The sequence below is a fragment of the Parasphingopyxis marina genome, from assembly GCF_014237875.1.
Taxonomy (GTDB): Bacteria; Pseudomonadota; Alphaproteobacteria; order Sphingomonadales; family Sphingomonadaceae; genus Parasphingopyxis; species Parasphingopyxis marina.
The window spans coordinates 627620-650678 of sequence record NZ_JACJVJ010000001.1 but is presented as its reverse complement, the minus strand read 5'-3'; the positions used below and the strand labels follow the sequence as shown (position 1 = coordinate 650678).

The window sequence follows — 23059 nt, the reverse complement described above, 5'->3', positions numbered from 1 at the left end:
CCGACCAGCGGCGTGCGGGGATCGGCCGGGTCAGCGAGGCCTTGCGTCACGCGCCACGCCGTAACAAGAAGCCCCGAACGCCAGACAGGCACCGCAAAACAGAAGGACGAGAGATCATGCAGTTCGAGCGGATCAATCCGATGACCGGCGAAATCGCTTCCACCGCCACGGCCATGCAACCCGGCGACATTCCCGCTATCGCGGCGCGCGCCCAGGCGGGATTTGCCGCCTGGTCGAAACTGGGCCCCAATGCGCGGCGCGCGGTGCTGATGAAAGCGGCCGACGCGCTCGAGGCGCGCAAGGATGATTTCGTCGAGGCGATGATGGGAGAAATCGGCGCGACCGCCGGTTGGGCGATGTTCAATCTCGGTCTTGCCGCAGGGATGATCCGCGAAGCCGCCGCCATCACCACGCAGATCGGCGGCGAGGTCATTCCGTCCGACAAGCCGGGCTGTCTCGCGATGGCATTGCGCGAACCGGTCGGCGTGATGCTGGGCATTGCGCCATGGAACGCGCCCATCATTCTGGGCGTACGCGCGATCGCCGTGCCGCTTGCCTGCGGCAACAGCGTGATCCTCAAGGCGAGCGAACAATGCCCGCGCACTCATGAACTGATCATCCAGGCCTTTGCCGAGGCCGGCTTCCCCGAAGGAACGGTCAACGCCGTCACCAACGCCCCGGCCGATGCCGCAGATGTCGTCGGCGCGTTGATCGATGCGCCCGAAGTCAAACGCATCAACTTCACCGGCTCTACCGCGGTGGGCAAGATAATCGCGAAGCGCGCGGCGGAGCATCTGAAGCCGGTGCTGCTGGAACTGGGCGGCAAGGCGCCGATGATCGTGCTCGAGGACGCCGATCTCGACGAGGCGGTGAAGGCCGCCGCCTTTGGCGCGTTCATGAACCAGGGCCAGATCTGCATGTCGACGGAGCGGATCATCGTCGTCGAAGCGGTCGCCGATGCCTTTGCGGCCAGGTTCGCGGCAAAGGTCGACACGATGGCGGTCGGCGATCCCCGCGAGGGTACGACTCCGCTCGGCGCCGTCGTTGACGCGAAGACGGTCGCGCATTGCCGCAGCCTGATCGAGGATGCTCTCGCGATGGGCGCAGAGCAGCTGACTGGCGGCGAGACGACGCACGAGGTGCTGATGCCCGCTCATGTCATCGACAAGGTGACGCAGGAGATGAAACTCTTCCGCGACGAGAGCTTCGGGCCGGTCGTCGGCATCGCGCGCGCGCGCGACGAAGCGCATGCGATCGAGCTCGCCAACGATACCGAATATGGCCTGTCCGCTGCGGTTTTCACGCGAGACACGGCGCGCGGCCTGAACGTCGCCCGGCAAATCCAGTCCGGCATCTGCCATGTCAACGGCCCCACCGTTCACGACGAAGCGCAGATGCCGTTCGGCGGGATGAAGGCCTCGGGCTACGGGCGGTTCGGCGGCAAGGCCGGCATCGACGCCTTTACCGAACTGCGCTGGATCACGATCGAAACCGAACCCGGCCACTTTCCGATCTAGCAGCCGACCCAGTCGCCGCGGGACCGATCCGGGAGCAGCCGCCCAATCGCCAGCGCGGCGAGCATCGTCAGCCCCGTGAGCGGAAAGAGGACTCCCGGCACCGCCATTGCAAGCCACAGGCCTCGCTGCGCAGATGGCGGGAACGAGGGCGGCGGTGTGCCGGGCCGGCCTTTTCGTCCGCGCATCCACCACATCACCGGAGCGCTGGTCGCGAGGAGCAGAACGCAAACGCATATCGCCAACATGACCAGCCGGTTGGGCTCGCCATATTGCCGGCCCTGATGGGTATATATGCCCCATTCGAAGGCCCTGGCGGCAAAGCCGTAATCGGCTGCCCCGACATCCTGCAGCACGTCGCCGGTATGGGCATCGATATAGATGGCACGCGAATCTGCCGCGTCGGTAATCTGCGGTGTCACGAGATACGGCGCATCGGGAACGGATGGCAGGCTGATTGTCCACGGCATGCCTATCCCCCGGCCCTCAGCAATGGCGAGAACATGATCGGGTCCGATATCGGCAAGGGAATGCGGTACGCGATTGCGCGGCATCGGCGCGGCCTGTTGCGGCCATGGGAGCTGTTCGCGTCGTTCGCCCTGCTCCGGTCTTGCATGATCTTCGTGGCTCCAGGGCGAGGGACCGGGCGCCCGGGGCCGGCCGATATCGTAATGGGCGATCGCCCTCTGCATGCCGCTGCCCCAGACGCCCGACCAGCTCATGCCGGTTATCGCCAGGAAGACGATGCCGAGCCCCGCCATCGCGCCCAGCGAAGCGTGGAGATCGCGCCAGAACCGCCGTGCGCGCGGCGGCCCGCGTAGGGCAAGCGCCGGGCCGTTTCCGCGCGGCCACCACAGCCAGAAGCCGGTGACGACGAGAACGATTGCCCAGCCTGCCACGATCTCGATCACGGCATTCCCGATAGGCCCGGCAATGATGAGGCTGTGGAGCGTCTTCACCGTCTCCATGGCGCCGCCGTCGATCGTCGTCCCGAGCACGACGCCGTCTCGCGGGTCGACAAAGGCAAGACGGCGGCCGTTTTCGGTTTCTACGGTTACACGCAGACTTTCGCCCTCTTGTGCACCGCTGGCGATCGATACGACGCGGCCGCGCGTCTGATAGCCGGCATCGCCGACGAGTTCCTCGAGCGTTTTCGATGGTCCGACACCTGGCTGTTCGAGGACGATCCAGTCTCCGTAAAGCCAACGCTCGATCTCGGGCTTGTAAAGATAGAGCGCGCCGGTGACGGCGAGCCAGGCCATCGCCGGAAGCACGATCAGCCCGGCGAAAAAGTGCCAGCGCCAAACCGCGTTGCGGCGGGCGGGTAGACTCGCCGCCCTACCCATCGATCAGGCGACGCAGACGGGCGATCGCGTCCTCGTTGCGGTCGTGAACGTCGAGCGCGGAGAAGAAATTCCCCTCTTCGTCCATGAGGAACACCGTTGCCGTGTGATCGACAGTGTAGGCGCCGTTTCCGAGCGGCACTTGTTCGGCATAAATCCCGAATTCCTCCTTCACGGCCTCGATCTGCGCCTCGCTCCCGGTCAGGCCGATGATCGGCGTGTGAAACAGCGAGAGATAGCGCGCCATATCCCCGGGCGTGTCGCGGGCAGGATCGACGGTGACGAAGACGATGTCGAAGGCATCGCCGCCTTCGCCCATTTCCTGCCGCAGGCTCGCCAGGCGGCTGAGCGTCGTCGGGCAGACATCGGGGCAATGCGTAAAGCCGAAGAAAATCGCGAAGGGCCGGCCCCGCAGTTCCGCGCTGCCGAAGGCATCGCCGTCCGTGCCGAGAAGCTCGAATGGGCCGCCGATCGAGGCGATGCTCTCGTCGAGTACCGTCTCCGGCTGCTCGTACGGGGGCAGACACAGATAGCCCAGCAACCCGGCAAGCAGGGCTGCACACAGGATCAGTCCGCGGCGAAGGCCCCTGTTGCGTTCCCCGCTCATCGGTCGGCACCTATCGGCCGAATGATGAAGTCGACGGTCACTGGCGCGGCGCGTTCGAAAGTCAGCGTGATCGGGATATGCTCGCCCTCGGCCAGGGCCCTATTCGGCTGCATCAACATGATGTGATAGCCTCCGGGCCGCAGCTCGACCGTCTCGCCTCCCGGAAGCGAAAGCCCGCCTTCCGTCTCGCGCATCCGCATGACGCCGTCTTCCATCGTCACGCTGTGGATTTGCGCCTCGGCCGCGACGGGGGTTGAGGCCGAAACCAGCCGGTCGTCGCCGCCGCGATTTTCGATCCGCGCATAGCCCGCGCTTACCGGCGCATCTTCCGCCGCCGCGCGCGCCCAGGCGTCCTCGATCGCGAAATCGCCGGGTTCCCGGGCCGATTGCGAACAGCCGGCGAGACCGATCAGCCCCGCCAAGCCCAGCGCGATGCGCATGTTCCGCCCGCGCATCAGAAACGCGCCCTGACGCCGCCGAACACCGAGCGGCGTTCGATCGGATAAAAGATTGCCTGCTGGAAGGGCAGCAGCGCGCGCGTGTCGATCACGGCCGAAATGTCGCCGACGCCATGCGCGTTGGTCAGGTTGCGGACGTCGAGGAACAGCGACACTTTCCCGGCGATCCCGGCCGCGGCGGTGAGGCCGATCATCGCATAGCCGTCGACGCGTTGGACGTTGGCATAATCGGCCCAGGCCCCGTCGGGGACCCATTCCATGGCGGGAGCGACGTTCAGGCTTTCGGTTCCGAGCCGGAGTTCTGCCCGGTAGAGATGTTTGGGAATCACCGGCAGCCGGTTGTCGCCATAGAGTGCGTTCCCGTCGAACCGGAAGTCGGTATATTGGTAGATCTGGCGTAGCCTGGCCCATGGTGCGAAATCGAGATCGAGGCCGGCCTCGATCCCACGATGGATCGTATCGTCGGCGTTGAAGGTCGATGCCGGGATGTCCGGGCCCACCGTGAACTGCAGCAGTTCGTTGTCGAGATCGGCGCGGTATATGCTGACGTCCCAGCCGGCGATACCGATCCGGCCGCGCGTACCGATTTCGAATGTCCAGGCCGTCTGCGGATCGAGCGGCACGAAGCTGGCAATCTGGGCAAGCTCGATGAAACCGGGAAATTCGTGCGAGCGATTGGCATTGGCGTAGATCTGCACGCCTTCGACCGGCTCGAAAAGCAGTCCCATCTTCGGAGAGAATTCGTCGAAATCAGCGGCGCCAAGGGCGGTCGCGGGAAAGGTTTGTATCTGCTCGCGCTCGCCATGGCTGTAGATGCCGCCAGCAATGATCGTCAGCGACGGCGTGATCGAAAAGCGCGCCTCGCCGTATAGGCTGAGTGTCTGCGCGTCCTGGTCGGCGCGGAATGTCGCCGCGCCCCGCCCCCCGTCGATATTGACCCAGCGCCGGGAATCGACCGCCCCGAAACGGGCATCGCCGCCCACGGTGAGTGCAAATGGACCGCTCGCCCAATGGACGCGGGCGAAAGCGCCATAGTCGTTGGAGGTCTGGTCCACGACCTGGAAGATCGGGTGGTAGAGTTGCTTGGTGTTGAGGAACGCCCCGATCTCGAGCGATCCATCGGTAAAATCGAAGCTCGTCCGATTCTGGAGGCGAAGCGAATCGATGTCGCGAGCCTGATCGTTGACGAAATTGCCGGAGCGCGGCGCGTTGAGGGCATCGGCAAGGGCCAGCGCGCCGGGCAGTTCCTGCCGCAGCGACTGCGCCGAGGCATAGAAGCGCGTTTCTACCCCCTCGGACAGGCGATAGCCGATATTGCCGTTGAAGCGGATCGCGTCGCGCGTCGCATGATCGCGCTCGCCGTCCGAATGATCGGCGGCGACCGCCACCCATGCATCGCCGCGCTCGTCGGCATAGCCATAGGAGGCGACGCCCCGGATCGTATTAAAACTGCCGCCGTCGAGCCTCAGGCCGATACCCGGTGCCGTCCGGCCGGTCGGGGTGACGCCGTTGATCGCGCCGCCCAAGGTCGAGCCGCCGAAGCGCAGCGCATTGCCGCCGCGATAGACCGCGATATGCTCGAGGATCGTCGGGTCCAGCTCCTGGAAATCGCCATTATCGTCGGCAAGATTTAGCGGGATGCCATCCTGGAGCAGCGTGAGCCCACGCATATGGAAACCGCGGCTGATGCCCGATCCGCGGATCGACAGGCGAACCTCCTGTCCGAAACGCGGCTGGGCATAAATGCCGGGCGTGAAAGCCAGCGCATCGCGCAACGAGACGGCGGCGCGGTTCTCGTAATCCTCTGCGGTGACGAGATCAGCTCCGCCGGGGGTTTCGGCGATGGTATCGGCCGCTTCCCGCAGCCTTTCGCCAGTGACGAGGATATCGGGATGGGCGTCCTCGGCCCAGGCGGGCGTCTGGACGAATAGCGCGGCAAGCGCCGAAGCGCTGCCGAGCAGCGTCGTGGATTTCGTCATGTCTTCTCTTCTGAACCTCGCGTCCCGTGCCATGGTCAGGCGGGACGCGCGTTGAACCGTTGCCGCGCGAAGCGGCGGTTAGGGGGATTCAGGCGAGAAGAGGTGGCCCGGTAGCGGGCGGCGGCGGCGCCGCCAGGCCGCGGCCGGGAATCAGGGTTGACCGGTCGAGCGGATCGGGGAACCCGTCCGCCACCGGCGCCGCCAGCTCAGGCGTGGCCGGGCCGCCGTCAAAAGGCGTTGCGGCGGCGGCGAACGAACAGGGCTGGTCGCCACGATCATGGCCGCCCTCCTGCGGATTTTCGCGATGCAGGTTTCCGTTTTCGTCTATCCAGGCATCGGCGATGCCATAGCCTGTGCAGAGCGTTATCCGGGTAACGCCATCGTCGTTGACCGGCATCCATCCCGCCGGCACCGCTATCTTCGAAAGCAGCGCCATCGCGACGAACAGCGCGACGAGATAGCGAAATGCGGAGCCCCGGTGCATGTCGCGGGCGTCTATCTCATTTCTGGACGGATGCAATATCGGAGTGGCGTAACCGAGATGTACGCGCGCAATCCAGCCGGGCGGCTACCGGCCAAAAAAATGGACGCCGGATGAATCAGGTCGCTATCCGAAAGATCGGAAGCCGGACTTCCCGGGCTTTAGCGGAATTTTGGGGTTTCTGAAACGGCTGGCGGTGCTGTCAGTCCAACAGCAATCTGTCTCTGTGCGACGCAATTCGGCCAGTTTCGCACCAGCGTTAAGAGATGAACGTAAGACACTCGTAAAAGGCCGCCTCTTCCCGGTCCTTCCCACGAATAGAACGTTCAAAACAAAAAACGCCCCGGAGCAAGGCCCCGGGGCTAGTTCATGCAACTGGAGAGTCACACGTGAGGCGGTTCATTTTTCAAAGAAGACAGAAAGCTGGCGCTTGAGTATCTTGCCATTGGAGTTACGCGGGAGGGCTTCGTCTAAAAACGCGACCTTTTCCGGTACCTTGAATTGCGCAAGCCGAGCTTTCACGAAGCTCCTAATTTCCTTTTCATTCTGCTCGCTTCCCTTTCGGACCTGCACAACAGCAGCAGGAATCTCGCCCAATACCCTGTCGGGCAGGCCGACTAACGCGGCGTCTATAATGTCCGGGTGTTCGTAGAGAATGTTTTCTACTTCCACGCAGTAGATATTCTCGCCGCCCCGAATGATCACGTCTTTCGCCCGATCCACGATATAACAGAAACCTTCCTCATCGACCCGGGCCAGATCACCGGTTCGCAGCCATCCCTCGACGAAAGACCGTTCGGTTTCTTCCGGCTTGTTCCAATAACCGCGCACGATTGTCGCACCGCGAACGCAAAGCTCGCCGGTCTCGCCGGCCGGGACCGGGCGGCCAGTCTGGAGATCGACGATCTGCATGTCGCAAATAGGGATAATCTGGCCGCAGCTATCCGGATGCGCAACGTAATCTTCGGCCTGGTGATGGGTGCAGGTTCCAGACGTTTCTGTCATACCCCAACCTGTCGCCAGCGTCACTGCCGGAATACAGTCTGTAATGCTCCTGACCAAGTCGGGTGACGAAGGCGCACCGCCATAAACGAGTGCCTCCAACGATGAAAGGTCGCCGCCATTTATCCGCTCGTGTTCGAGCAACTGCCAGGCAATCGATGGGACACCGCCCGCCGAGCTGATCCTCTCTCGAGCAATGAGGCGTGCGCCTTCGGCCGGATCCCATCGTCTCATCAACACAATCTTCGACCCATGGAAAAGAGCCGCCTGCAAGAAAGAATGGCTACCGGTGACATGGAACATCGGGATTACCAGCAAGAAGCTCTTCTGCGGTGCTTGGGGATCAGGTTCGGGAACAGGCTCGCCACGGCGCAGCGCCGATCGGGCGGCCGATTGGGCCATGGAGATGATAGAGGATGTCATCGCCCGGTGACTGCCAACGGCGCCCTTGGGATTGCCCGTGGTGCCAGACGTGTAAAAAATGGTCGCATCGTCGTCCGGGACAAGTTGGACATCGGGCCGCGGCTGCGGGCAAAGATCCGCCCACTGGTCCGTTCCGCCGATAATATCCTCGAGTCGTTCGGCGTCGGAGGCGAACCGTGGCTCCGAACTGCGCGCTACGATCACCCGAACAAGACGCTCGCATTCACTCAACCGGCCCGCCAATCTGTCGAGCCGTTCGCTGTCTATAATCGCCGCTTTCGCTCCACAATCGACCAGACCGTAAACCAATTCGTCGGCAGACCACATGGCATTGATTGGCACCGCTATCGCGCCCGCAAGAGCGGCTGCGTAGAACGCGACCGGCCATTCGGGAAGATTGCGCATCACGATGGCGACACGATCTCCCGGGCCGACACCTCCTATTTCCAGCGCTCGCGCTAAGGCAACGGTTGCCTTGCCGAAAGCGTCGAACGTGATCCGTTCGTCCTCGAAGACGAGGAAGCATTTGTCGCCATGACGAATGCCGGCCTCGAAAACATGCGCGAGCGTGGCTGGCGCATGCTTCCATACCCGCATGGGCTGGTCGCAAATAACTGCTTCGACAATCTCGAATGGCGCGCCTGGTCCCGTCAGCCTGCTATTGGCTTCGGCGATGCTGATTTGCGGCCAGCCGCCCGGAAGATCGTTCGACACAATGGGACACCCTAGACAGGTGGATTGGGCTTGAGATCCGTCTGTATAGGACCCTGTCCGAAATCGGGGCGCCGGATAAGGAAATGCCGCTTCTCGTCGCACCAGCTCTGTCCCATCGGCACGGTGAAGTAGAAGCGGACATATACCGCTTCGAACAACCACTTGCCGTCGACGCGCCGATAAGCGTCCTCATATTTGGCGGCGACGTTATAGCTTTGCTCGCCGCTGCCATAGCGCGCCTCGAGCAAGGCCCAGCCGGTAGCGCGATCGCCGTCGACTTCGACAGTGTGGCAATGGATGAACTGCTTGATCTGGTTCAGGACTTCGGGGATGTGCTTAAATTGCTCCGCGATATGCTTCCGGCCTCGCCAAGAATCGCTCTCTCCACCCATATAGCCCATGTCAACGACCGCATCCTCGGTGAAAAGTGAACCGAACTCATCGAAACGACAGTCATTAATGTAAAGATGGTAGGTGTTCTTAAGTTGCTGTATTTCCTCGATAGATTCGAGCCTGTCGATTCTTTCTTCCAGAGAAGCCCCTCGGTCTGACATGTTCCGCTCCTATTGTGTACCCTTATTCATGCATATCTTTATAATAGTTTCATCGACACCTCTGTCAATCATATTTGGCTGGGAAATCAGGGATCAAAAATGCTGTTCCCTTCCGATCCGCAAGGCTCAAGTCTCGTCTAACAACAGCGCGGCGGAAAGATCGGCTTCGCGCCGCGCGCCCTTCGGATAGCCGTGCGTTTCGTCCAGCTCGGAGATCGGAACCGGCGCCTGAACCCAGTCAAACACCACATTTCGTTGACTGATCTTCCAGCTGCCATTGCGTTTCTCGAAGCGGTCCAGGTAACGGCCGCCGATCTGGACGAGCTCCGGATCGCCGGTTTTCTCGCCGAGCTGCGGCCGCCATGCGAGAAAATAGGTTTCAACCGCGGCACGATCACCATTCAGTTCGATGATAGAATTGGTGAGGTGATGTTGAGCCGACAGGTTTGGCTTGTCGAAATTCTCGATACACAGCGCCGCGAATTCCTCGGCGCTGCCTGTGAACGCGCCATGCGTGTCGATGGCGTCTTCGTGATAGGCGCCTACAATGAGCGAGGCGATACCCCGGTCGACTCCCCGGCAATAGCGAAGCAGCACTTGGCGTATTTCCAGGCGGTCGCTTATTTCTTCAATATCCATCCCGGTTCCTCCTCCCGTTCAGCTAGGTACTTTTAGGACGCCAGCTTTCGCCCTGGATCAGTAAAGCCGCTGCAGATCAGCGGCGTTGTAGGGAATGAGCAGGTTGGTTTGGCCGGCCTTTACCTTACGGGCCCATTGCGGATCGCTGATCAGGGCGCGACCGATGGCCACAAGATCGAATTCTTCGCGCTCGAGACGGGCCAGCAGATCATCCAGCGGCGCGGTCGCGATTTCGGGTCGCGCATCCGGATCCAGGAAGGCCTCCGACAGCCCAACCGAGCCGACCGTGATTGTCGGACAGCCGGTCACCTTCTTCGCCCATCCGGCAAGATTCAAGGGAGAACCCTCGAACTCCGGCTCCCAAAAGCGGCGCTGCGAACAATGGAAAATATCGACGCCCGCATCCGCGAGCGGTGCCAGCCATTGTTCAAGCTCCTGCGGGGTTTGCGCGTTTTTCGCCGCGTAATCGGGTATCTTCCATTGCGACAGGCGAAAGATAATCGGGAAATTTTCGCCCACACGGCTGCGGATGGCTTTAACGGTTTCGACAGCAAACCGCGACCGTTCCGCTATCGAGGAGCCTCCATAGGGGTCGTTTCTCCGGTTGGTCACCTCCCAGAAAAACTGGTCGATCAGATAACCGTGGGCGCCGTGAAGCTCCACAGCACCGCAGCCCATACGCTTCGTTTCTTCCGCCGCCGATGCATAAGCCTCTATCGTTCCGGCGATCGCCGCCTCGTCCATCGCCTGACCGCGTTCTATTCCCTCACCAAATATGCCGGACGGACTTTCGCGTACAGGCTCGTCCCAATCCGGATCCTTGGGCGGAGAAGCGCCGACATGCCAAAGCTGCGGTGCGATCTCTGCGCCGCAGGAGTGGACGGCAGCGACGACCTTTCGCCAGTTTTCAAGAGCGCGCCGACCGAAGAAGTTCGGGACGCTGGGATCGCGGCTTGCTGAGCGTCGGTCAATCCCGACGCCCTCAGTAATGACCAGACCCACTTCACCTTCGGCTCGGCGTCGATAGTAGTCCGCCACCTCCTTCGTGGGAATCCCATCGGCCGACGCGTAGCGCGTCATCGGCGCCATTACGATCCGGTTGCGAAGATTGAGTTTTCCGTTGCTGAACGGCTCGAAAAGCAGTCGAAAATCAGCCATGCGCCCTCTCAGATCTTTCTTATATCTTATAATGATATGCATGATTGTAAAGAATATTATGGCCTCGCGGCCTATAATGTTGTCGGAAAAGCCTTCTTGGCATAGACAGTCGCGGGACGGAGCCGTAACCATGACCATGATGAAGCCTAATCATAAACCCTTGTCCAAGAGGAGCCTCAAGGCTTCGGAAATGGTCGCTCGCGACATCGTCACCTTCATTACCGAAGGCGGCTATTCGACCGGCGACATGCTCCCCAGAGAGCAGCTCATGCAGGAGCAGTTCCAGGTCGGCCGCGGTTCGCTGCGCGAGGCGTTGAGACTGCTTGAGGTGCAAGGACTGATCGCGATAAAACCCGGCGTTTCGGGGGGGCCTATTGTCGGGGAGGCCAGCGCGACGGGATTGGCACGGACGCTTAGCCTCTTCTTCCGCATGCTCGGGGCCACCTATGAAGATGTTTCGGACGCCCTATTAATCCTTGCGCCTCTGGTTGCCCGCCGCGCCGCTCGTAATGGCAATCGCGATGAGATCGCGAAAGAGCTTCAAGAAGTGCTGGAAGTTTCGGAATGCGATGGCCAGACTGCGACCGAATCGACCCGAAACGCGGCACAGTTCCACACGACGCTCAACCGGCTCAACGGCAATCCCGTGCTTGCCCTGCTGACCGAGGCTCTGGGCGCGTTGTTCAACGAGCATATTGTTACCCACTCGGATGCGTCGGGCATTCTGCCCCATTGCCGAAACGACCACCGGCTTATCGCCGACGCCGTGATCGCTCGGGACAGCGACAATGCCGCGCAGTTGAGTTACGACCATATGAAAAGTCTAATCGAGTTTCACCGAACCCGTGTGCCGGCGATCTTCAACGAACCGGTCCAGTGGCGGTGATCGGCTAAAAGACCGAATAGCCGCCATCGATCACGATCTCGTCGCCCGAGTGATAGCTCGAAGCGTCGGATGCCAGATAGACGGCGATGCCGCCAAGATCGGCACCGGTGCCGGGGCGTCGTGCCGGAATCCGCGGCAGGATTTTCGCAGCGAACGGTTCGCTATCGTAGAATTCATCGGCCATATTGGTGCGAAACCATCCGGGATGCAGTGAATTGGCTCTAACCCCGTAACGCGCATATTCGACAGCCAATCCCTTCATAAGCGCCCTCACGCCGCCTTTGCTGGCGGCATAGGCTTCGTGCATCGCCGCCCCCTCGATCGCGGTGAGCGAGGAAATGCCGAGCAGCGAACCGCCGGGATCGCCGCCCTTGGCGCGTTCGACCATATGCCGACAGGCCGCACGGAACGTCCAGATCACACCGTCGAGATTGACCGCCAGGGTGCGTCGGTAGTTTTCCGTTTCGAGCGCGTGAAAGGGTTGCGGCAGCTGGGAGATACCGGCATTGGCGACGGCGCTGTCGAGCCGGCCGAAGCGGCTCAGAATTTCGGCGACACCCGCCTCGACGGCCGCCTCATCGCTTACGTCAACTTTCTGGACGAGCACCTTATGGCCCGCTTTTCCTAAGTCCGCTAAGGCGTCCCTGTTGCGTGATCCGTTGACGCCCCAGATCGCCACCGCAGCTCCGGCCTCGGCGAGTGCATGCGCCATGCCGAGGCCCAGGCCGGAATTGCCGCCGGTAACAAGTGCGACCTTGCCGCTGAGATCGAATGCCGAAAACATCATCGAGTTCCGATTTTTAAGGTCCGCGAGCCCGCTTGCGCGATCCGCCGATCCGCGAGCGGTCTCAACCTGCCACCAGGCGGGGCCGGCTTGCAGCGCCGGCAGCGGCGGCGTCGTAGCCGAGCCATTTGCGATAGAGTTCGTAGAAATGGCGAATTTTGATTTCCTGATATTCGGTCAGGACAATCTTGCCTGTTGCGGAACTTTCAAGCCCGCGCTGCATGGCGGGGAAGTTCAGCACGTCCTGGTCAAACACCCAGGCCAGATTGCCCAGCTCCGGCGCCTCGCTAAACCATTGATCGATCGAGAGATGGGTGGTGGGATTGGGAGCCGGCCGTTCGCCCTCCTTGAAGGTCTGTAGATAATAGACTTCCATAATCGACGTGCGGTGATCGTCTCCATTCGGCCGGAAGCGGTAGGTTAACTCGTTGAACGCTCCCCAAGGATGGAAGTTGGGAAAGACCGTATAATAGAAGATGTCGACGAGTTCAGTCTGCTCGAGTTCGTCCACCTGATCACCGAGCGTCACCCGCAGGCGCTCGCGCTGCGCTTCAGCCATGAATTCCCGAGCGGGCACGCCATCGGGCACTTCGAGGAGCTTCTCTTCCTCGGGCAAGAGGTTCAGCGCCGCATCGACGACCTCCTGATTGCTGACATCGCCTCGCTTTTGAGGGCTCGGCGTCGCAAGCAGCGACATTTGCCGAGAAAAGTTGCCGAATACGTCCCCCTTCACATCGAGATTGTTCTGCACGAGCGTAGCCTGAGGATGAGTCGTCGTGACGTGGAACGACTCCATAAAAGCCTCTTGCGCCACCTTCCAGTTGGTCGGACAGATCTTTTGGACATGCGCGACAATGTAGCGGTCTTCGAGCTTCCAGCGCTTGAAGTGCTCGGGAAGTTCGCCGAGATAGGATTCTAGGCTCTCGGCCTCTGGGTCGGGATTGATGAAGACAAAGCCGCCCCAGGTGCCGGTTTTGATTTGCGGCAGCCGCCAATCATCCTTCCCGCGTCTTGTGAACTCGTTGAGACAGGGGAGGTGCTTGATCTCACCTTCCAATGACCAAGTCAGGGCATGGAAACCGCAGCGGATCTGGGCTGCGTTGCCGTTATATTCGCGCAGTTGCCGCCCTCGATGCGGACAGGAGTTGACGAAAGCGCGAAACTCGTTCTCCGCAGATCGGACCACGATGTAGCTCTTGTCGCAAATGTCATAGACATACTGATCACCGATTTCCGGGATCTGCTCTTCGCGGCAAGCCATCTGCCAGGCCTTGGTCCAGATATGCTCCTTCTCGCGTTCATGGGCTTCACGGGAGATAATCTCGTCAGTCGAAACATCCATCGATCCTGGTGACAGCCGGTTATCAACACCGAGTTCGGGTAACTTTTCTAGTGTCGACGGCGGCAGCGCCTCAAGAAAACTGTTATACCGCTTACAGATGTTTTGAACTTCAGACATGATCGTCTCCCGTTATCGGATAGGCCGCTAATTCCCGATCAGCGGATTGCGGAGCGGAGCCGTCTGGCTGCATTTATTGGACAGCCAAAAACAATAATGCTGATCAGCCCATTTCAATTCGCCGGAGATCCATTCGCCATCCGGCCTGAAAATCCCTTGCCGGCCATCCTGTTCTACTTGGACCATGCCATCATCGCGCAGTTCGTAGACGCCGCCCAACAAAGGATGAAGTGCCTTGATCATGCCGATCTTCCTCGCCCTTTAATTATGCTTATGATTCATATGATTCCGATTTTAGGCCGTTTCGTCAAGGAAAATCCGATTCCGGCGGCGATTTCGGAAGCATTCGAAAAGGCAACTCAGCAATTGGCTCCGGCCATACGGCCCTCACGCATTGCGCTTTCCAGAAAGCGCGGTGCAAAGGCATCGCCGATTACCTCGACATCCATTCCGAGGTCGCACAGCTCGTCGTATAGTTCCCGATTGGATCGGTTGGCCGAAACGAATACCACCTTGTCGGCGCGCAGCCGCCTTTCTGGAGGCGCGTTGGAGAACAGATAGTCATGCGCCGGCGACACGATCACATGTTCGTGGGTGATTTCCTTAACGCGGGTCCGGGTGTGTACTGTGAAATCGCCGCGCTGAAGCCGGGCCAAGGCGGGTTCGGTCATGTGCGCCGCCTCCGAAAGAGGTGCAAAGGCCGCATGGCGCGTAACGAATTCGACGGTCGTGCCACGGCTGACCAGAAGCTCCGCCGCCGCCGCCGCTTCGTAATGTCCGAGATCGTCGACCACTACCGCATGCATGACCTCCTGCGCCGGCATCGAGAACAGATCCAGGCTCGTCACTACATGGGCCAGATCGAAACCTTCGATCGGCTCACCGGGATTGCAGGCTTGAATCCCGTCATAGCGGGGCATCGCGCCGGTTGCGACGATCACCTTGTCGGCGCCAATTTCTCGAACATCCTCAATGCCAAGATAGGTGCTGAGCCGGACTTCGACGCCGAGCCTGTACACCTCCTGCTCAAGCCAAAAGAGGATGTCGGCGAATCCCTGACGCGCCGGGGCCATGGCCGCAAATTTGAGTGATCCGCCGAGATCGGGCTGCGCCTCAGCAAGGACGACCTCGTGACCGCGAAGCGCGGCAACGCGGGCTGCCTCGAGACCGGCCGGGCCAGCGCCGACGACCAATATCCGTCTTGCCGTCTGCACTCTCGCCAGAAGGTTTTCGCTTAGCGTGTCTTCGAAACCTGTGGCCGGATTGACCGCGCAGCCAACGACGCCGAGTGGGCGAGCGGCACAGGCCTGATTGCAACCGATGCACGGGCGAACGCCTTCCGAATTGCCGTCCAGGCTTTTCTTGACGAGGTCCGGATCGGCGATGGTCGCGCGTACCATGCCCACCATGTCGGCATCACCCGAACGGATCACTTGGTCCGCCTCTTCAAGCGTCCGGAACCGGCCGATAACCATCGTCGGTAGCGTCGTGCTTTTCGCCACCGGAACGCTCGTTGCGAGCTCATAGCCCGCGGGTTCATGCATGCCGCCAATGATCTTGGCAAATGCCTGATAGCTGCCCATCGATATGTTGACATAGTCAATGAGGTTGCGCTCCTCGAGCAAGGCCACAACCTTGGTAAGCTCGTCCGGCCCGACCCCGCCCTTGGTTTCGTCGGGCGCAACGCGCACGCCCACCACGAAATCGGGCGACACGCGCGCGCGAATGGCTTCCAGTATTTCAATCGTGAAGCGACAGCGGTTTTCGAGCGAACCGCCATAATCGTCCTCGCGCAAATTGGTGTTCGGCGAAAGAAATTGGTGGGGCAGATAGCTATGCGCGGCGTGCAGGTCGATGCCGTCCATGCCCCATTGCTCCATCAGGGCGGCAGTATTGGCGTATGCGTCAACAATTTCATCGATCATCGCCTTGGTCATCGGAATCGGAACGACATTGACGCGCGGATTTACGACGTCGGAAGCGGACCAGGGCGGGCCGCCATCGGCACGCGGTGCTGCATGGCCGGCATGCCAGAGCTGCTGGAAGATTTTCATCCCGTGCGGACGCACAGCCTCGACGAGTGCGCGATAGCCCTCCTCCATCCCGTCTTCGTAAATGCGCAGCGTTCCGGGGCTCGATGGATGAACGGACAGAATCTCGATGATCGAAAGCGCGACGCCACCGGCCGCGCGAGCAGCGTGATAGTTGATCAGGCGCTCGTTCATAACGCCATTGCCGAAATTCGTGGCATGAGCGGGACGTACGACTCTGTTCTTGACCTCCAAGCTCTTGCCTATGCGGATCGGCTTGTCGACATGCGTATAATTCATTGTGCTTGGCCCTTCATACGCTCGCGCCCGCTGCAGTCCCCGGGTCGGACGCATCTTCCACGATGCATTGACCGACGTTCTGGCCGTCAAATAGACCAAGAAGTGCAGCCGGTGCCTGGCGCAGGCCGTCCACGATCTGCTCGCGAACACCAAGTGCGTCGTTAGCCACGAGTGCTGTCGCCCGCGTGAGGAAATCGGGGAATAGGTTCTTGTAATATGTGGCAAGAAATCCCTGAATTCTGAAGTTGCGGCGCACCGTGACGAAAAGATTGGGGCCCGGCACGGGCTCTTGTGCTGTATATTCGGAGATCATGCCGCAGATCAGGAACCGTCCGCCCCTACGCATGCGATCCATTATCGAGGATTGCAGAGGTCCGCCCACATTGTCGAAATATACGTCGATACCGTCCGGTGCCACGCCATCGAGCCCGTCTTCAAAGTCGGCGGCCCGACAATTCAGTGCCGCGTCGAATTGCAGTTCAGAACGGATATAGGTGGCCTTCTTCGGCGTCCGGGTAAGGCCGATTACCCGCGCGCCGAGCAGCCGCGCCCATTGCCCTGCATAGCCGCCTACGGCGCCAGCTGCAGCCGACACGATCACCGTCTCCCCGGCCTGGACTTCGCCGAGATGCTCGATACCGAGAAAGGCCGAAAATCCCTTATTTCCCAGAATCCCGAGATGATGGCTGAGGGGAACATCCTCGGCCTCAATCTTGCGCAGCGAGAAAATATCCGGAGTGCGACCGGCCACGTCGATCGCGCTGTACTGCTCCCAACCACCATAATGTACCACTGCGTCGCCGACGGCGAAATCGCTGGAACCGGATTCGGTGACCCTGCCGACATTAAAGCTTGGCACGACGGTGCCAGCCTCCAGCGGCGTCAGATAATCACCGCCATGGATAAGGCGCTGGGCAATGCCAGGATCGACCGTAAAATACTGATTTCGGACGACGATCGCACCTTTCTCGGCCGTCGGAATCTCGGTTTCGCCGAACACGAAGTTGCGCAGAGACAGCTGTTCCGATCGGGGGATGGCGACCTTCACCTGCAGATTTCCCATGCTGCTCATGACGGCTCCCCAGCACGCTCGATGAGATCGGCGATCTTCGAGAGAAACGCCCCGCTATCGCCGCCGTCGACCACACGATGATCGGTGGTCAGCGAAAGCCCCATCGCCCGCTTGGCCACCAGCGATCCGTCGTCATCGACCCAAGCCTTGGCGGCAATGCGGCCAAGCCCGACAATGGCGATCTGGCCGGCATTCAATATCGGCGTGAAATGTTCGACCCGAGTAAGGCCGAGATTGCTCACCGTTATCGTTCCGCCGGTCATTTCCTTGACCGAGAGCTTGCCGGCCCGGGCCCGGTCAAGCAGTTCGCGCCGCGCTGCGGCGATCTCGGGCACCGACTTGCTGCCGATATCCCACAGCGCCGGAGCGACGAGACCCGTCGGCAGGTCGATGGCGACGCAGGCGTCGATCACATCGCGTCTGAATATACGGTCGCCGCGCACGGTGCCGTTGAACTGAGGAAAGTGGCCAAGCGCTTCAACGATGCAGGACAGGATCAAGTCCTCGATTCCCACCTCGGCGCCGCGGGCGAGCCAGCCCTTGCGGGCCGCGACCAGGTTTTCGGCACACAAGGTCGTATGATAGCTGAGCTGTGCCGAACTCAAGAGGCTCTCGAGCATCTTCCCGGCAATGACCCTCCGGACTCCGGCAAACGGCTCGCCGCTTTCCTTGTCCATGTCAGGCCTCGATTTGGGCGAGGAGATCACCTCGACTGACCGAAACTTCCTTCTTTGCAACGATCTTGAGGATGCCAGAGGCAGGAGCTTCAATATCGAACGAAACCTTCTCGACCATGAGTTCGCAAATCACACGACCCTCGGTCACGCAATCGCCTTCCTCGTAGAGCCAAGCGGAAACCACAGCTTCGGCGTCGTCTTCCTCCCAGAGGCCGTCCGGCACGACAAGGGGTACGCTATCCGCCATTCGGCAGCTCCATCATCTTCGTGATTGCCGCCTCGATCTTGTCGGCATTGGGCAGGAGAGCATCTTCGAGATTGCGCGCGAAAGGGATCGGCACATCGGGATGGCTAATCCTGACCGGCGCGGCCTTGAGGGTGCTGTCAGTCGGATGGCAACTCGTCTCCGTTGTGCGCAATTCGGGCGAGACCCTGCTAAACTTATGCCGCAAGGATTTGCCACTCTGCCAATGCGGCAGAGCGGCGGGCTTTGTAGGTTTCTCTGTCGATGAGGTGGCGTTCGGAATTGAAATGGTTGTGAATCGAAGCGTGGACGGAAGCGAATTTCTGCAGCGACTTCATTTGCCGAAATCTCAGCATCGCTCGCTCTCGTCGTCGGAATGGAAGATGTGAATTCTCCACCCGGTTGTTGAGCCACCTCGCCATCTCGCGGCGGTCCTCATTGCCCAGGTCTCGCATTGCTGCAGGATAGGATTTCAATCCGTCTGTGACGATTGTCTCGGCCTTGCCGTGGCGCTTCAACGCCTTCTTCATGAACACCAAGGCTGCGGATTTGTCCCGCTTCTTCGTGACGTAGCTTTCCAGGACTTCGCCTTCGTGATCAACGGCGCGCCACAGATAGACCATCTCGCCGTTGAGCTTTACGTACATCTCGTCGAGGTGCCACCGCCATTGTCGGAAGCCCTTCATCCGGCTGACCCGCTGCCGCCGAATATCAGCCGCAAACATCGGGCCGAACCTGTTCCACCATAGCCGAACCGTTTCGTGGCACAGGTCGTAACCGCGCTCAAAGAGCAGGTCTTCCACGTTCCGCAACGACAGCGGGTACCGCACGTAAAGCATCACAACCATGCGGATGATTTCCGGCGATGAATGGAAGTAACGGAATGGATTGTCAGCCTTGCTCATTTGCTCCGGCTAGCAATCTGATCACCTGACCGCCATCCCTTTGACAGTGCCGATCTATCCAAGTTGCGCAGCTTCAGAATGATCTTACGAACGCTCGCGATATTTTCAGGGAAGCAGGAGAGGCTGCGGTTGAAGTCGCGCAGAACGCGAGATGCTCGGCTTGGCGAGCAATGGTCGGGAGTCGCGGCAGGATTCGAGTTGGTGTTGACGCAGGTGGCGGACTTGGGCTGAACGCGAGGGGAGGTGCAGGAATAGAGGCCCGAGCCTACGGTTTGGCATGGAGCGCATATTTTGGCGAGGGATTCGGTTTCGGCGGCGAAGGTTCAGCAAGTATTTCGATTGACAATGGGGCAATGCCTGCAGGCACTAACACGACACGGGAAGTCAATGCCTCGATATCTGCAGCCGTGGCAGGCGCAGGCACCGGTGTAGACCTCGATTCGGGGCATATTACCTACCGCGGGTCCGCAGGGCGTGGCTTTTCAGGTCCTACTGGGAACGTCAGCGTAGGCGAGGTAACAACAACAACCGGAATGATTGTAGAAAACGGATGCTAACATATTCGAAAAGGCGGTGGATAAGACAGATTCGTTTATGGATATATTTATCAATTACATTGACGTCAGTATTATTTTTTCCTTCTTACGGATTTTTTGCTTATATTAAAATAATTACTACAATAGGCCCATTTATACTTATCAGTTTTGAAAAATGTCCAAATTGCAGACGTCCAGTCTGGCTTAGTACCGGCAAAATAAAAGTCTCTCAAAACAATGTTTTTTGGATAAGCAATAGATGTCCATACTGCAATTCAATAAGATAGCAATTTTTACTATAAAGTTGTTAATATTTTTTGGCATTTTTCTGAATGAATATGCCTTTTCTAATGGAACAAATCGTTGGGAGTATTCACGTTATCAGCGCAACGAAGTAGATGCTGTATCCGCTTCTGCGGCTATATTTAATGATGAAAATAACCAAGCTTTTGGTTTCTTATGTAATAATAGGGGACTTTTTGTAGCGATGTTTTTGCGAGGAGATGACAGGCCTTTGCTTATACATACCGAAAATAGTCGTGTATCGGTACGCCTTAATTTCGATGGTCAGTTAATTCGTGATGGCGATTGGATTCCTGCAAGAAATTCCAGCATCCTACAAAACCGATTCAGTGATATCAGCGATATGATGGATCTTGCTCAAGAATATGACACAGTGAGTGTTAGTTTCATGTATGCAGATGGGGAAAATAGAACTATCGAATTTTCGCTGAGAGGCGCTGCAGAGGCTATCGAGCCCATGACAGATGCCTGTTCGTCGACACCATAATGCAAGTCATTAGTTGGTATTTTGACACGGCTGCGATCATTTCACGAATACCGAAATGATGGAATTACGGTGACAGTTTACTAGGCGGCGTGGACAAATTTGACTTGCCCCATCAGGGTGGTCCACCGGCTAAGTTAGAGTTCCGGCGGTTGAGGTCGCCCTGCTGGGCGGCCCGGAGCGTAGCGTAGGGCAGGCCAGCAGGGCGAGGCAAGATGGTTTCCGGTGCCGGCGGCTGGTAGCCGAGCGAGCTGTGCGGGCGGCTCGGTCATGACGGATTTATCCTGGGGATGGGCAAGTTCGCTCGCTATTTTGGTGCGCGGTTTGGCGACAGGCTCGTGGCGCTCGAGAACCTCGAATATGGCAATGCGCTGTACCTCTTCGAGCAGGACTGGGAGGAGCTCACGCAGATCAGCCGCGCGGAGTTGATCAGACGGCGTGACCCAGCCGTGCATCGGATACCTCACATTCGTGGTTGGCAGTCGGTCATTCGGAAGCTCGTGCGCAAAGGCCGACGACTGAGATTGGGCCGCTTGCGGTCGTTCCGCTTTCGGGTCCACATCGTGGCGAATCCTTGCGACGAAGCAAAAGACTGGATTTCTAAATCAATCTAAGAGCCAAGATCTCTTAAGCTTCTCACTACAAAAGACATGGTCTCGAAAGAAGCCAAACTTGGCGTGTTTCAGGCAATTGCGAAGTCCAGTATCGCCGAGGAGCGGATTGCCAGCTACCGTGACATGAGGCGCATGAACGGAGGCAGCTGAAGAAGTGAGTTACGACTTAAGTCAGCTTGGCTGGAAAGCGTTCCAAGACGTGGCAGCAGCGATCGCCTCCGAAGTCCTTAAGAGACCGCTTCAGACCTTCCTCGGCTCGAATGATGGAGGACGCGACACTGCCTTCATCGGACGTTGGGGCCGCCCCGGCAATGCGGTTCAGAAGTCGACCATACAATGCAAATTTATGAGCAAGCCCGGGGCTAATCTGACCCTATCTAAATTGAAGGCAGAGCTGCCCAAGGCCAAGAAGCTGGCATCCGACGGGCTTGCCGACGACTATATAATTTTGACCAACCAAGACAAAAGACTCGCACGTACGTCCGCCGTCAATTCGAACTGCACGGGCCTGCCGGTCTTCTGCTGAATGACGGTGGAGCGATTTCGAATGTCCTCGCCAGCAACGATGTCGCCGATCTTGATCTTGACCAGATCGCAGCCGCGTAACTTGCTGTCGATTGCGAGATCGAAAAGTGCCCGATCTCGCATGCGCCCCTCTCGATCGAGGAAGAAGCGGATTGCCCAAATCTGTTTCTGGGTCAGCGTTCGCTTTGTCCCGACAGTCTTGCCAGCATTCCAAGCTGTGCGCCCCTGCATCACAGGATCATATCGTGAGTAGCCCATGTTCATTCTCCGTGGCCGGGATTGGCCATAGGAAAGAACGAAGGGGTCAATGTTATTTGGGCCGAAAACTGATAACCCGCTTCCGATTTAACTTCTACGAAAACTGACTCTCGTCCTCCTGCCTGGAAGGCGAGACAGCGTCCTGCTCGATAAAGCTGATCTTTCCCTGCGGCTCAAGAACTGCCCAGGCGACCTTGTCTATCGAAGCGATGCCGGCGAGACGCATTTCCGATTCAACCTCCGCCCGGGTCAATCTGTCGCGCTTGAGACTGTCTTCCAGGAGACAGCCGTCCTGGACAATGATGCGAGGTTCGCCTTCAAGAATTTTCCGAGCGCGCGGAAACAGGAATATTATCCAACTCAACAGCACTGCCCAGAACGCAAAGGTGAAAATTGCCAGTGCGGACCCGGTGAGGCTGAAATCGTTGTGCGTCACACCTTGCTGGACAAGGTCCCCCATGACCACGATCACGACGAGTTCAAATGGAGTGAGTTGCGACAGCTCGCGCTTTCCCAGCAGCCGCAATAAGGCATAGAGGACAATGAACATTATCGTGGCGCGAATAACGATATCCATCAGGGAAGCACCCGTATCGAAAGTGGGATTGTCGCGATTTCGCGCTCGCCATCGTAGAGCGCGATCGCGCCATTTGTACCGGCGAAGAGGGAGGGATTGATCTGGCCGTCGAGCTTGATCGAAAGTTCGTCGCCCGGCTCGAGGGAACCATAGCTGAAGACCACCTGATCGCTTGCATATTCCTGTTCGGCCGGCTCGGGGAATACGGTGTTTATCGTAATATCACGCCATAGCGACGGATCGAGACGAATTGCCGGCTCGGCAATGCGCTCGCGCGCGTGGATGGAAACGGTCGTTTCGAGAAATTCCCCATTCCGAATGATCGCAGGAGCGGAGATTCTCAAATGTGCTATGCGGGTATTTGCGGAATAGATCTCGTCGGAGCCGCCGCCTAACCATCCGCTCAAGGCTATGCCGATGAGCGCTCCCAGGAGGAGGAGCGAAAGCCAGTTGGCGTGGTGCGAGAAACGGCCAATCGTACCGTGTGTCTCGGAGGATAATCCGTCGGGCGGAATCGGATGCATATGTGATTG

General features: G+C 59.3%; 24 protein-coding genes and 1 pseudogene. 4 read left to right on the top strand and 21 right to left on the bottom strand.

Going from position 1 to position 23059, the window contains the following annotated elements; genetic code table 11:
- Window positions 1-116 precede the first annotated feature (116 nt).
- The gene (locus H6P80_RS03315) at window positions 117-1517 is read left to right on the top strand and encodes an aldehyde dehydrogenase (RefSeq protein ID WP_185799911.1); all 1401 of its coding nucleotides are present in this window, start codon (window positions 117-119) and stop codon (window positions 1515-1517) included.
- Here H6P80_RS03315 and H6P80_RS03310 read toward each other — a convergent pair.
- The 9 genes from H6P80_RS03310 to H6P80_RS03270 form a co-directional block, all read right to left on the bottom strand.
- Window positions 1514-2860 (bottom strand): PepSY-associated TM helix domain-containing protein, encoded by a 1347-nt coding sequence (locus H6P80_RS03310; RefSeq protein WP_185799910.1) that lies wholly within the window; start codon window positions 2858-2860, stop codon window positions 1514-1516. The two genes, H6P80_RS03315 and H6P80_RS03310, sit on opposite strands and share 4 nt — an antisense overlap.
- The gene (locus H6P80_RS03305) at window positions 2853-3464 is read right to left on the bottom strand and encodes an SCO family protein (RefSeq protein ID WP_185799909.1); all 612 of its coding nucleotides are present in this window, start codon (window positions 3462-3464) and stop codon (window positions 2853-2855) included. The genes H6P80_RS03310 and H6P80_RS03305 overlap by 8 nt, the downstream gene beginning before the upstream one ends.
- Entirely contained in the window at window positions 3461-3919 is a 459-nt protein-coding gene (locus H6P80_RS03300; protein ID WP_185799908.1) for a copper chaperone PCu(A)C, read from the bottom strand. Before H6P80_RS03300 ends, H6P80_RS03305 begins: the two co-directional genes overlap by 4 nt.
- Entirely contained in the window at window positions 3919-5901 is a 1983-nt protein-coding gene (locus H6P80_RS03295) for a TonB-dependent receptor family protein (RefSeq protein ID WP_185799907.1), read from the bottom strand. The genes H6P80_RS03300 and H6P80_RS03295 overlap by 1 nt, the downstream gene beginning before the upstream one ends.
- An 88-nt stretch (window positions 5902-5989) precedes the next feature.
- Window positions 5990-6385 carry a hypothetical protein gene (locus tag H6P80_RS03290; RefSeq protein WP_185799906.1) on the bottom strand — a complete coding sequence of 132 codons (396 nt, stop codon included), beginning with the start codon at window positions 6383-6385 and terminating at the stop codon, window positions 5990-5992.
- A 396-nt stretch (window positions 6386-6781) separates the two neighbouring features.
- On the bottom strand, window positions 6782-8521 hold the full coding sequence (locus H6P80_RS03285) for a class I adenylate-forming enzyme family protein (protein WP_328804924.1): 1740 nt from the start codon (window positions 8519-8521) through the stop codon (window positions 6782-6784).
- Window positions 8522-8532: 11 nt separating this feature from the next.
- A complete protein-coding gene (locus H6P80_RS03280) occupies window positions 8533-9075 on the bottom strand; it encodes a nuclear transport factor 2 family protein (protein ID WP_185799905.1) in 543 nt (180 codons plus the stop codon).
- Between the two features lie 126 nt (window positions 9076-9201).
- Window positions 9202-9714, bottom strand: coding sequence for a nuclear transport factor 2 family protein (locus H6P80_RS03275; RefSeq protein ID WP_185799904.1), 513 nt, complete (start codon window positions 9712-9714; stop codon window positions 9202-9204).
- 57 nt (window positions 9715-9771) lie between these two features.
- Window positions 9772-10872, bottom strand: coding sequence for an NADH:flavin oxidoreductase (locus H6P80_RS03270; protein WP_185799903.1), 1101 nt, complete (start codon window positions 10870-10872; stop codon window positions 9772-9774).
- A gap of 130 nt (window positions 10873-11002) precedes the next feature.
- Between H6P80_RS03270 and H6P80_RS03265 the strand changes: the two genes are divergently transcribed.
- A complete protein-coding gene (locus tag H6P80_RS03265) occupies window positions 11003-11758 on the top strand; it encodes a FadR/GntR family transcriptional regulator (protein ID WP_185799902.1) in 756 nt (251 codons plus the stop codon).
- A 4-nt stretch (window positions 11759-11762) separates the two neighbouring features.
- Here the strand turns inward: H6P80_RS03265 and H6P80_RS03260 are convergent, their stop codons facing one another.
- The 9 genes from H6P80_RS03260 to H6P80_RS03220 all read right to left on the bottom strand — a co-directional run bounded on the left by H6P80_RS03260 (window position 11763) and on the right by H6P80_RS03220 (window position 19229).
- On the bottom strand, window positions 11763-12545 hold the full coding sequence (locus tag H6P80_RS03260; RefSeq protein ID WP_185799901.1) for an SDR family NAD(P)-dependent oxidoreductase: 783 nt from the start codon (window positions 12543-12545) through the stop codon (window positions 11763-11765).
- A 61-nt stretch (window positions 12546-12606) separates the two neighbouring features.
- Window positions 12607-14001 carry an aromatic ring-hydroxylating oxygenase subunit alpha gene (locus H6P80_RS03255; protein WP_185799900.1) on the bottom strand — a complete coding sequence of 465 codons (1395 nt, stop codon included), beginning with the start codon at window positions 13999-14001 and terminating at the stop codon, window positions 12607-12609.
- A 27-nt stretch (window positions 14002-14028) separates the two neighbouring features.
- Window positions 14029-14244: a transposase gene (locus H6P80_RS03250; RefSeq protein ID WP_185799899.1), complete on the bottom strand. Its 216-nt coding sequence runs from the start codon at window positions 14242-14244 to the stop codon at window positions 14029-14031.
- 116 nt (window positions 14245-14360) lie between these two features.
- Window positions 14361-16430 (bottom strand): oxidoreductase, encoded by a 2070-nt coding sequence (locus tag H6P80_RS03245; protein WP_235973699.1) that lies wholly within the window; start codon window positions 16428-16430, stop codon window positions 14361-14363.
- The gene (locus H6P80_RS03240; protein WP_185799898.1) at window positions 16345-17403 is read right to left on the bottom strand and encodes an MDR family NADP-dependent oxidoreductase; all 1059 of its coding nucleotides are present in this window, start codon (window positions 17401-17403) and stop codon (window positions 16345-16347) included. Before H6P80_RS03240 ends, H6P80_RS03245 begins: the two co-directional genes overlap by 86 nt.
- Window positions 17400-18080: a 2-oxo acid dehydrogenase subunit E2 gene (locus tag H6P80_RS03235; RefSeq protein ID WP_185799897.1), complete on the bottom strand. Its 681-nt coding sequence runs from the start codon at window positions 18078-18080 to the stop codon at window positions 17400-17402. The genes H6P80_RS03240 and H6P80_RS03235 overlap by 4 nt, the downstream gene beginning before the upstream one ends.
- Window position 18081: 1 nt before the next feature.
- Window positions 18082-18327, bottom strand: coding sequence for a lipoyl domain-containing protein (locus H6P80_RS03230; RefSeq protein WP_185799896.1), 246 nt, complete (start codon window positions 18325-18327; stop codon window positions 18082-18084).
- Complete coding sequence (locus H6P80_RS03225) at window positions 18317-18499, bottom strand: hypothetical protein (protein ID WP_185799895.1); 183 nt, start codon at window positions 18497-18499, stop codon at window positions 18317-18319. Before H6P80_RS03225 ends, H6P80_RS03230 begins: the two co-directional genes overlap by 11 nt.
- Before the next feature lie 22 nt (window positions 18500-18521).
- Window positions 18522-19229 (bottom strand): IS6 family transposase, encoded by a 708-nt coding sequence (locus tag H6P80_RS03220; protein ID WP_185799894.1) that lies wholly within the window; start codon window positions 19227-19229, stop codon window positions 18522-18524.
- Between the two features lie 795 nt (window positions 19230-20024).
- On the opposite strand from H6P80_RS03220, the gene H6P80_RS03215 reads away from it, so the two are divergent.
- Together H6P80_RS03215 and H6P80_RS03210 are read left to right on the top strand one after the other, a co-directional pair.
- Complete coding sequence (locus H6P80_RS03215; RefSeq protein ID WP_185799893.1) at window positions 20025-20555, top strand: hypothetical protein; 531 nt, start codon at window positions 20025-20027, stop codon at window positions 20553-20555.
- 287 nt (window positions 20556-20842) lie between these two features.
- Window positions 20843-21166 (top strand): hypothetical protein, encoded by a 324-nt coding sequence (locus H6P80_RS03210; RefSeq protein WP_185799892.1) that lies wholly within the window; start codon window positions 20843-20845, stop codon window positions 21164-21166.
- Window positions 21167-21619: 453 nt separating this feature from the next.
- On the opposite strand, the pseudogene H6P80_RS03205 reads toward H6P80_RS03210, so the two are convergent.
- From H6P80_RS03205 to H6P80_RS03195, 3 genes and pseudogenes are all read right to left on the bottom strand, one after another.
- Window positions 21620-21949 (bottom strand): annotated as a pseudogene (locus tag H6P80_RS03205) (integrase); the annotation flags it as partial.
- Between the two features lie 94 nt (window positions 21950-22043).
- On the bottom strand, window positions 22044-22526 hold the full coding sequence (locus H6P80_RS03200; RefSeq protein ID WP_185799891.1) for a DUF421 domain-containing protein: 483 nt from the start codon (window positions 22524-22526) through the stop codon (window positions 22044-22046).
- Window positions 22526-23050, bottom strand: coding sequence for a hypothetical protein (locus H6P80_RS03195; RefSeq protein WP_185799890.1), 525 nt, complete (start codon window positions 23048-23050; stop codon window positions 22526-22528). Before H6P80_RS03195 ends, H6P80_RS03200 begins: the two co-directional genes overlap by 1 nt.
- Between the last annotated feature and the right edge of the window lie 9 nt (window positions 23051-23059).

Coding starts and splice junctions, on each gene's coding strand:
- H6P80_RS03295 (WP_185799907.1), bottom strand. CDS start 5,901: ATGACGAAATCCACGACGCTGCTCGGCAGCGCTTCGGCGCTTGCCGCG.
- H6P80_RS03210 (WP_185799892.1), top strand. CDS start 20,843: ATGGGCAAGTTCGCTCGCTATTTTGGTGCGCGGTTTGGCGACAGGCTC.
- H6P80_RS03300 (WP_185799908.1), bottom strand. CDS start 3,919: ATGCGCGGGCGGAACATGCGCATCGCGCTGGGCTTGGCGGGGCTGATC.
- H6P80_RS03255 (WP_185799900.1), bottom strand. CDS start 14,001: ATGTCTGAAGTTCAAAACATCTGTAAGCGGTATAACAGTTTTCTTGAG.
- H6P80_RS03220 (WP_185799894.1), bottom strand. CDS start 19,229: ATGAGCAAGGCTGACAATCCATTCCGTTACTTCCATTCATCGCCGGAA.
- H6P80_RS03230 (WP_185799896.1), bottom strand. CDS start 18,327: ATGGCGGATAGCGTACCCCTTGTCGTGCCGGACGGCCTCTGGGAGGAA.
- H6P80_RS03195 (WP_185799890.1), bottom strand. CDS start 23,050: ATGCATCCGATTCCGCCCGACGGATTATCCTCCGAGACACACGGTACG.
- H6P80_RS03280 (WP_185799905.1), bottom strand. CDS start 9,075: ATGTCAGACCGAGGGGCTTCTCTGGAAGAAAGAATCGACAGGCTCGAA.
- H6P80_RS03315 (WP_185799911.1), top strand. CDS start 117: ATGCAGTTCGAGCGGATCAATCCGATGACCGGCGAAATCGCTTCCACC.
- H6P80_RS03215 (WP_185799893.1), top strand. CDS start 20,025: ATGTCCATACTGCAATTCAATAAGATAGCAATTTTTACTATAAAGTTG.
- H6P80_RS03235 (WP_185799897.1), bottom strand. CDS start 18,080: ATGGACAAGGAAAGCGGCGAGCCGTTTGCCGGAGTCCGGAGGGTCATT.
- H6P80_RS03270 (WP_185799903.1), bottom strand. CDS start 10,872: ATGGCTGATTTTCGACTGCTTTTCGAGCCGTTCAGCAACGGAAAACTC.
- H6P80_RS03240 (WP_185799898.1), bottom strand. CDS start 17,403: ATGAGCAGCATGGGAAATCTGCAGGTGAAGGTCGCCATCCCCCGATCG.
- H6P80_RS03310 (WP_185799910.1), bottom strand. CDS start 2,860: ATGGGTAGGGCGGCGAGTCTACCCGCCCGCCGCAACGCGGTTTGGCGC.
- H6P80_RS03200 (WP_185799891.1), bottom strand. CDS start 22,526: ATGGATATCGTTATTCGCGCCACGATAATGTTCATTGTCCTCTATGCC.
- H6P80_RS03250 (WP_185799899.1), bottom strand. CDS start 14,244: ATGATCAAGGCACTTCATCCTTTGTTGGGCGGCGTCTACGAACTGCGC.
- H6P80_RS03275 (WP_185799904.1), bottom strand. CDS start 9,714: ATGGATATTGAAGAAATAAGCGACCGCCTGGAAATACGCCAAGTGCTG.
- H6P80_RS03260 (WP_185799901.1), bottom strand. CDS start 12,545: ATGATGTTTTCGGCATTCGATCTCAGCGGCAAGGTCGCACTTGTTACC.
- H6P80_RS03265 (WP_185799902.1), top strand. CDS start 11,003: ATGACCATGATGAAGCCTAATCATAAACCCTTGTCCAAGAGGAGCCTC.
- H6P80_RS03290 (WP_185799906.1), bottom strand. CDS start 6,385: ATGCACCGGGGCTCCGCATTTCGCTATCTCGTCGCGCTGTTCGTCGCG.
- H6P80_RS03305 (WP_185799909.1), bottom strand. CDS start 3,464: ATGAGCGGGGAACGCAACAGGGGCCTTCGCCGCGGACTGATCCTGTGT.